This window comes from Muricoccus vinaceus, from assembly GCF_042433125.1.
GTDB classification, from domain to species: Bacteria; Pseudomonadota; Alphaproteobacteria; order Acetobacterales; family Acetobacteraceae; genus Roseomonas; species Roseomonas vinacea.
Genome location: NZ_JBHLVZ010000089.1, coordinates 20,520 through 28,571, shown reverse-complemented (window position 1 = coordinate 28,571; position 8,052 = coordinate 20,520). Strand labels below are relative to the sequence as shown.

At 64.3% G+C, this 8,052-nt stretch carries 6 protein-coding genes and 2 pseudogenes; 1 reads left to right on the top strand and 7 read right to left on the bottom strand.

Features of this window, described 5'->3' with window-relative positions:
• Window positions 1–1,698: 1,698 nt before the first annotated feature.
• A pseudogene (locus ACFFIC_RS26240) lies at window positions 1,699–2,025 on the top strand (integrase core domain-containing protein); the annotation flags it as partial.
• Window positions 2,026–2,068: 43 nt separating this feature from the next.
• Here the strand turns inward: ACFFIC_RS26240 and ACFFIC_RS26235 are convergent.
• From ACFFIC_RS26235 to ACFFIC_RS26205, 7 genes and pseudogenes are all read right to left on the bottom strand, one after another.
• A pseudogene (locus ACFFIC_RS26235) lies at window positions 2,069–2,224 on the bottom strand (IS256 family transposase); the annotation flags it as partial.
• Between the two features lie 243 nt (window positions 2,225–2,467).
• Entirely contained in the window at window positions 2,468–2,839 is a 372-nt protein-coding gene (locus ACFFIC_RS26230; RefSeq protein WP_377055991.1) for a hypothetical protein, read from the bottom strand.
• 472 nt (window positions 2,840–3,311) lie between these two features.
• Entirely contained in the window at window positions 3,312–4,259 is a 948-nt protein-coding gene (locus ACFFIC_RS26225) for a hypothetical protein (RefSeq protein ID WP_377055989.1), read from the bottom strand.
• Complete coding sequence (locus ACFFIC_RS26220) at window positions 4,259–4,597, bottom strand: hypothetical protein (RefSeq protein WP_377055987.1); 339 nt, start codon at window positions 4,595–4,597, stop codon at window positions 4,259–4,261. The genes ACFFIC_RS26225 and ACFFIC_RS26220 overlap by 1 nt, the downstream gene beginning before the upstream one ends.
• A gap of 312 nt (window positions 4,598–4,909) precedes the next feature.
• The gene (locus ACFFIC_RS26215) at window positions 4,910–5,158 is read right to left on the bottom strand and encodes a hypothetical protein (protein ID WP_377055985.1); all 249 of its coding nucleotides are present in this window, start codon (window positions 5,156–5,158) and stop codon (window positions 4,910–4,912) included.
• 290 nt (window positions 5,159–5,448) lie between these two features.
• Window positions 5,449–5,772 (bottom strand): hypothetical protein, encoded by a 324-nt coding sequence (locus ACFFIC_RS26210; RefSeq protein ID WP_377055984.1) that lies wholly within the window; start codon window positions 5,770–5,772, stop codon window positions 5,449–5,451.
• Between the two features lie 142 nt (window positions 5,773–5,914).
• Window positions 5,915–6,412, bottom strand: coding sequence for a response regulator (locus ACFFIC_RS26205; RefSeq protein ID WP_377055982.1), 498 nt, complete (start codon window positions 6,410–6,412; stop codon window positions 5,915–5,917).
• Between the last annotated feature and the right edge of the window lie 1,640 nt (window positions 6,413–8,052).

The window sequence follows — 8,052 nt, the reverse complement described above, 5'->3', positions numbered from 1 at the left end:
GCCCTCCCACCGTTGTCGGCAGGAAAAGCGAATCACCTCACGCGACACGACGGAACCCCAAGAAAGTCAGAAATCACCGCCGGGCTTATAACTGTGCGGGCTGTGAAGGAAGCTGTCTGCTTCGTTCCATCCAGCATCAGCCGGGCGCAGCCAGGAGTCTGGAGCAAAGGCAGCTTCAGTTTGGGTGAGATTGTGCCAGTCCCCCGAATTAGCGGGCGGAGAACGGGCGAGAGGTTCATCTGGCTCAGTGTCCTGGCCCGTGTTGTCGACGAAGCGGAGTTCCCCGCCATGATGGAGTTACCAGGCGGAGGCGAAGCGGCAGGCTTGAGCCAAGCCCCCCCCCTGTGCATTCCGCCCCTGCAGAAAGGGCAGGAGGGATGGAGGAGGTAACTTGCGCATTTATATCGGAAAGCTGGTGGATGATACCGGCGAGGGCAGCAACGGCGCGACGGAGATCCAGCTTCGGCGCGGAGCCCGGCCCCGCCTCGGCGCGAGCAAGCAGGGTCTCGCGGAGCAAGGCGCTCGGACAGGTGCCTCCATGGAGACGAACGGAACGACCGACAGCCGCGCGCACGATCTGCGGGTCTCGTGTGAAGGAGCGGCCCTTGTCGCCTCCCTTCAGCAGGTCACGCGGGCTAGCGCCGGCCCTGGCCTTTGCGGTCGCGGTTCCCGGTACGCGCCAGAGGGCGCGTGCTGCGGTGGCAGGGACGGAAGGGTCGATCCCCATCAGGCTGGGCAGCGCCACCACCGCCAGCGACGTCGCGAGGGCGTCGAACGTGGTGCCCGGCGAAGGGAGCTTGGAGTTACGCTCGCGCTGAGCGCCCCGCCAATTAGGAGCGGGGTGACAAGCCGCAAAATCCATACTGCCGCGCCGACGTGAAGTTGGCTGAAGGCGCGCTGGCTATGCTCCGGGGTTCCTTGACCAAGGATCTGTTCCCGAAGCTTCTTCGCCGCGCCGACAGACGCATGGCGCCGTGCGGATAAGAGGCACAAGAACTCACGGGTAATTGGCCGGCCATTGATACGCCGAGCTGGTGTGGCGGTCTGGGTGCGGTGCTGGTTCGGCGACGATGCTCAGGATCATCGTCGGGAGGCGCCGGAGCCGATACGACGGGGTGCGGCAGGGGGGCACGCGCGTGTCATCGCAGCATAGGCAGCGCCGAACCCCATGAGGGAGAACGTACGGCGAGCGGTGCTGCGTCCACGAGCAAGGCTGCTCCGTGCCACTGCGACGCGCTCCTTGCGGAAAGCAGCGATTGCGGCAAGGCCATTCCTCGCAAAGGCTGTGCCCTCCGCTGTGTAGAACTGCAGATCCGTCGATCCAGCAGTGATTGTCACCTTGGCATTCCGGTGAAGGGTGCGACCGATCCGAAGCGCAACCAAGTTCCGTCCCCGTGGCCGGTGCGTGACAACCAGTATGCTGTTCGGACTCGCTCTGCCGACCACCTGGGTGAAGGCGTAGCAGACCTTCCCGCTAGTTTCCCAATGCGCGGCAGCACCCCAGGATTGATAGGTCCCCAGAAGCTGTTGGGCAAAGGCGGATGTCGTGGCAAACAAGGCTGCGACGCAGAGCAAGGTCCGGATCATGGAAGAGGGACGTAAACGACTCACAATTGATAGTCTAACCCGAACCTCACCAGCCCGTGTGTCCACAAGCAAGTCTGGCGAACAGACTTGACCAATGAATTGGGAGAGGCCCTGTTTGCGGACAACGGCGCGGAGTTCACCGGCCCCCTCGTGAACCTCTGGGCCGACCACTACGGCACGCGGATCAACTTTTCCTGGCTGCGAAAGCCGACGGACAACGCCTTCATTGAGGTGTTCAACGGCTCGTTCAGGGATAAGTGCCTGAACCTGTACTGGTTCAAGACGCTGGCCGAGGCCCGCCGGGAGATCGAGGCTTGGCGACGCGACTACAATGAGAGCCGTCCTCACATGGCCCTTGGCCAGAGCACGCCGCAGGAATTTCGTTCTCTGGCAGGCCCTTCAGGGCTGTCGAAGGGCTCCGTAGCCGCCGAGGGCTGACGCTGGATCCGGACCACCAAACCCAAACGCCTCACTACCTTCTGCGGGTCACCTCACGCTTGCCGTGCTTGGCCCCGATCACCTCGCCCTCCTCCAGCTCAAGCAGTCGTTGGGAAGCACAGCCGACCATCTTGCGCAGGAAGGTGGCGTCCGAGCCTTTCGCCAGCATCTCGCGAAGGCCAGGCTCGTCATCGGTCACTGTGGTCGGTCTGGTAGCCGGGGTCGTAGTTCTCGACCACCCAAACATTACCGAGAACCGCTGCGGTGACCGCCCCTCAGCGACAGTCAGCTCCTACACCACTCCCCCAGACGCTGTACAACGCGAGCGCATCAAAGGTGCGGCGGGTGTATACGGGCCCGGGGTACCGGAACGTCCAAACGGCCGGCCGAGGTCGGCCTGGGCGACCCGCCAGCACCTCACGCCAGGCCAAGTCGGCCGGCCTCATTGGACCCCTACCGCATCGGCGGCGAGCAGCGGCGATGCGCCGACCCGCCAGCGCTCAGGCGTCAGCAATACACGTTCACGCGGTGCCGCCTCGAACGTCAGGGGTGGCCTGCTGTTGTTGATGAAGCGGCCAATCTGATCCTGGAAGGCAGCCTCATCTCGCCAAAGTCCCACGTTGTAAAACGAGGTCCAGCGCGGATCCAGGCCGCTCCAAATGATCCACGGCAACCGCTGGCGATCGGCTGGGGAACTAAGGAACTCTGCCACCAGCCCGGACCGGTCCGCCACCAAGGCACGGGTAGACCAATAATGCAGGAACTGATCCTCCATTCCATGGCGGATCTTCCAGTGCACCACGATGATCCGCATGGGCGTTGCCGCGGCAGGGGCAACGACCGCTGCAGAGCCAGAAGCAGCCGCAAGCGTCGGTGGCTGGGCAGCGACGATTGGCGGGGCGTTTGCTGGGGCGCACCCAGTCAGGATAGCCAAGAACAAGATTGCGAGGCGTTTCATCGGGTCACCATGCGTTACCAACCGGTAAGGTCAAGTGCAAACTGACCACGTTGCGCCCGTACCATCAACGGCGCTTTGCCGTGACGGCTTAGGCACCAGCGATCGCCGGTCTGTCGGAGGCCCTTCATGCTAGATCAGCCAAATCCGGCCGCTTCCTTTGGCCTTCGTTTAGCACCTCTGCGATCTTAGCGCCTCCGCGATCCCTCTGACCCGGTGCCCGGCTTCGAAGTTCTCACGTCCGTTCGGGACCGGCCCGGAGGGATGCCGCAGCGAGGTCGATACCGGAGCCAGGGGCGCGACGGTGGAAGCAGGGGGCGGAGCCTTGAAGCTAAGGGCCAACCGGCGCATCTCGATGCAGAACACCACGACGAAGACAGCCAGAGCGGCGACGGACACGATCTGTATCGTGTCGATGGTTCCACACATCCACCGCGTCTCCAAAGATCAGGCCGTATGTTGACCGTGCGGTCTTTATTGCCCGACCGTATCGTTGGGCAAGTAAAGTGATGTAGGGCACGGCGCGACTCGAATTGGCGTTGGGGAGAGACACGCAGTGCAGGAGGCTCTGTTGGAGTGCTTCCGGTGTCGGTTCAGTGGTGCTTCCTCCTGCGCCTGACCTTGCGCCAGCCCCTGGGAGTGAAATTTGTGCGATGCAGGTTGTCGTTGCGAGCCGTTGCCACAGCTTGTCCGGAACACTGGAGCTGCGGTCGTCCCATAGGGTGGTCAGCAGCAGCCACAGCCTCAATGGGGCCAGCCCCGTCCAAACCGGCAGAACCACGACGAAGATGAACCAGCTTGAGTTACGGGCGGGCTCGCTGCGTGGCACCCGGCGGTAAGGCAGCGTGCGTTCCACGGGGAAGAGAAGGATGGCCAAGCGGCGCCAGAGCGTTGCTAACATGCCCTCCGCAATGTGGAGCGGCATGTCCGGCGAGCCGCGCGCGGTGCTCAGGGGGAGCGGTTGTAGGGCCAGCCAGGCTGCGGCGCCGGCTGGCGAGCTCCTCCCGCGATCGGCGGCGGCCAGTGAGAGCGCCTCGTCCTCCATGCAGCCGGGCGGTGGTGCCGGCTCGGCCATGCGGCGTTGCGTGGCGGACGCGTGAACGGCGCGGCTGTCCTCCTCGGTCGGCCTTTGCGGCACCTCGCACATCACCGGGCCATCGCCGCTGGAGGATGTGCGCGCCGCCTCGACCATCTTCGGGAGGACGAGGTGCGGCTGCCCGCAGATCACGGCAAAGCAGGCCCGCTCGCACAGAAGGCCGACAGTCACGCCCGATGCCATCAGGGGCACAGATCCGGTGCGGCGCGATCATAACGGACACCGAGGAAGCGGCGGCCTGGCTCGACGCGGCAAGGTTGGTAGCCCTTCGCGGACAGCACCACGTCGGCCACCACCCCGGAAGCCAGTGGCAGCAGCACGATGAGCGGCACGCAGGCGAAGGACAGGCCCATGATCCACCGCTCGGTCCGGTCGGGCATGCGCAGGCCCAGCAGGCTCGCGCTCCAGCTGCCGATCGCGACTGCCGCCGGTATGGCACCAGCCGAGCCGGCGGTCAGGTCGCCCCAGGCAGCGTCCGAGGCCAGTACGCGGGAAAAGGACCACAGCTCGTGCTCGGCCATCCCGGTGAGGAAGGCTGCCAGTACGAGCAAGCCGAGCAGGAGGCCGCGGAGGCACCAGGCCTACTCACCACGGAAGGGAAAGGCCGGAGTTGGTACGCTGATCCGCGCAGATGCCGCTGACCCACGCCTCTCCTGCGCGCGGCCTGCCGACCCGCTGGCCAGCGCGCATGCGCATCCGGCTGTCTCGTTGGCTCGTCAGAGCGCGCATCCTGCCCACTTCATCCCGCTGTTCCTTCGCTTGCGAGACCACCAACGATGCGTCCGCCTGCGACGTCGCGGCGGGAAAGGCAGCATGGCCAGGTTTGCCTCAAGTCAGCCCGAGCGGTTCGTATCGCCTTGCTGTGGCGGCGCAGTGGGCTCTATCTTGATCGCATTGCGCGCTAGGTTCGTCACGGCTTCGACAGCTCGCTCAAAGCCAGCTGCTCCTTCGGGCGAACCATCACGCTCGATCTTCGCGAGCGCGCCAGGCAGCATCGCGTTCATGCTATTCAGGATCTCGTCACGCCGAGCAACTGGAGCGGGGCTCAGGAGCGCGACATGTGCGATGAGAACGGCGAGCATACCCTGCAGAGCCTGAACTTCACCTTGGAGTTGGAGGACATGGTCCTCCGCCCGCAACGACAGTCTGTTCGGATGTGAAGACATAGAACCTGACTTCCTGATTGCGACGCATCGAACAGTGATGGGGTTCCTCCTGTCAAACCTGACACCGGCGCCGCTTGAGCCTTAACAGCGTGGAGCATGCAACTGCACAGCTTCTGCGAAAGGTAACCATCTGTAAGCGGCCGAGGGCCTTCAGCGGCTGACGTTATTGCCGGCCATTTGCGTTCGGGCCGCCCGCTCGCGCCCGATCAGCTCTCGCCAGTCAGACCCATCCCGAGCAACGGCAAGCACGCCAGCTTCGGGCACGGGAGGCGAGAACTCGAGATGGCACGCTCATCGTTGCAGAGTGGGGCCGTGCGGCCTTGGGCGAAGTCGGTGCCGAAGGTGCCGGTAAAGCTGGCGCCTGCAAACATCGAGGCGAGTTCAGGCTCAGTGTTGTAGTCCAAGTGCCCGAAGAGCCCCGTTGCGAGAGTTCCGAACAGATTGAAGGAGAAGGGGTTGGCGTTGCCGGGAGTAACCGGCGTCCGAATCGTCGGCAAGCCGAAGTCAGCCTCGGCAACTTCCGTGCTCACGCCAGGACCGCACAGCGACAAGGCGGCGAAAGGCAATGGGCCATGGCTGCGCAGGGTGTGATTGAGCTCGCTCGATCATCGACCTGTCCGCCGCCTCCCAGAGCATTTGTTCCGCAGCGCCGGTCATGGCGCTCCTACGGCATCAAGTCCCCACACGACCCCTACCCGCAAGCGCCTGCGGCAGTGAATGGCGTGCCATGCTGCCGTTCCGTACGCCCACGCCGGGGAGGATTGTGGCTTGCTGCGCGCGGACGCACGAGCGCGTGGCCTCGACCAACTCATTGGCAACGACCTGGATGAGATAGTCCGACCTGAAGGGCTTGCTGACCAAGGCACTCTTCGCAACGCTTCTGGCTAACCAATCATGCATGTCATTCCCAGTCAGGTAGACGATTGGCAAGCGCGGTGCGAGCGAGCGGGCCTGCTGGCCGACGTCCCAGCCGCCCGGACCGCGGGAGCCTAACTGAATGTCCGCCATGACAGCTGAAAACCCATCGATGTCCGTCCTGAGGGCTGTCAGAGCGGCTACGCCATCGTTGATCCCCACGACATCATTCCCGGCTTCAAGGAACATGCACTGCAGGAACTCCAAGACGAAGTCGTGGTCTTCCACCAGCAGGAGGACAGGAGGTGCCGTCATCGTCTCGTTCCGCATTCGGAGAGGCCGCGAGCGCTTGGCCTACCGACCACCCGCATTGCAGCCGTGGCCACCGGGCAGCAGTTAGGGGCGCGGCTCAGTAAACCTTCACAAAAACGCTATGTTCAGATGACGGCGGAGTGATCTTATTTATTGTTCTGCTTTTCGGGTGTAGCACCTTCGTTGGACGGCGGCCTTTTTCAGCGCCGCGTTGCTGCACTGCATGGCCAGGACGGGCTGATCCAGCCAAGCTTTCGTCGGCTTCCATCGTCAAAAATCCATGATCAACCGCAAGTGACGCATACATGGCCGGCACTGTCTCCGCGCGGTGGCATCAATGCAGTCAGCCCGGGTGAGGGCCGTCACCGCTTGGCTGAAGCCGAACAATGCCTCGACGGCCGGGCGGCCTTACGGCACGTGGCTCCAAGGGCGTGCAGCAGTTGCTCCGAAAAGCGAAAAGCAGGGGACCAGCTCGTATAGCTCTTCGTGAGCCACGGACGGGTCCGCGAAGCCAGCGGAGGAGGGAGGCTCGTCAGATGCGAACAAACCTTGCTGGCGTCCCGACCGACCAAGTCCGCAGGCATAGCCGGTGACCTCAAGTGCGAGTTCCGAAGCGCCGTCATCCACGCGAACACAAAGGGGCTGCCTGCTTACTCAAGGTGGGGCAAGCCCCCCGCAGCCCGCGCGAAGGCAGAGGTCGCTTCCAAAGGATTGAGTTGGTGGCAGAACCGATGCCATAGCTTGCCGACGCCCGGCTGGACACGGGGCACCTGCCGCCGTCCGGCGTGAATGAGCCGGGAAAGGGGGCCTGATGCGGTACTTGTCTATCATTGGCCTGCTGGTGGCGGCGGGTTGCGCCGGACCGGAGCCCTACGGTGCAGCGCCAGCGCTGTCACCGGTCTCCTCCAATCTCTCGACCATGCGTCAGATCACCGGGCGAGCTGAGCGACTGGAGACGCTGCGGCCGGAGCCTGGCGATATCTGGGCAGCCGGCCATCCTTCTGATCCACCTCCTGCTCTGCCGCGCCGCCCCCGCACTGCCGCTCCGAGAGGCGAGGCATTCCTCGCCCCGCCGCCGCTGAACCATGCGGAGGGCGATTTCTGGCGTATGCCATGACGCCGGCCCGGCCCGCGCACCGGAGCGGGTCGAGCGAGCAGGGCCACAAAAGTTCACTTGAAGGTGGCATGGTGCGATGCAACATGAGGGGAGGAATAGGGAGGAACAGGCAAATGGAGCCACTCCCATGTTCGCATTTCTCGTTGGCGTCAGCGCAATCTGCGCGGTCAATCTTTGGGTCAGCCGTTCCGCTCACCACCAGGGCCTTGACCTGCTGCCGACAGGCCCGCTGGGCTCCTGACGCCGGTCTGCCCCTGTTGTGCGGGCTTGATCAGGTGATGGAGCGGAAGAGGGGGCCGGCACGACCACCTGCGTCGCAGGGCGGCGCCCCCTTGCCATCCGCGCCACATGAGCGTCGCGGCACTGCCCAGGTCACTCCCATAAGCCTGACCGCTAGTGCCATGCGGCGGCACGCTTCGTCCGGGATTGTCGGTCGGCAGCCCTGACGACGGCGGCGCAACGCGGAATGCACAGCGGCCTTGGTGACCCGCAGAGGGCGCTCCGACTCTTTCCCATGTCGCTTGCA

Bases quoted from the DNA above. Each gene is read 5' to 3' on its own strand.
- ACFFIC_RS26230 (WP_377055991.1), bottom strand. From the start codon at position 2,839: ATGCGGATCATCGTGGTGCACTGGAAGATCCGCCATGGAATGGAGGAT.
- ACFFIC_RS26215 (WP_377055985.1), bottom strand. From the start codon at position 5,158: ATGCTCGCCGTTCTCATCGCACATGTCGCGCTCCTGAGCCCCGCTCCA.
- ACFFIC_RS26225 (WP_377055989.1), bottom strand. From the start codon at position 4,259: ATGGCATCGGGCGTGACTGTCGGCCTTCTGTGCGAGCGGGCCTGCTTT.
- ACFFIC_RS26220 (WP_377055987.1), bottom strand. From the start codon at position 4,597: ATGGCCGAGCACGAGCTGTGGTCCTTTTCCCGCGTACTGGCCTCGGAC.
- ACFFIC_RS26205 (WP_377055982.1), bottom strand. From the start codon at position 6,412: ATGACGGCACCTCCTGTCCTCCTGCTGGTGGAAGACCACGACTTCGTC.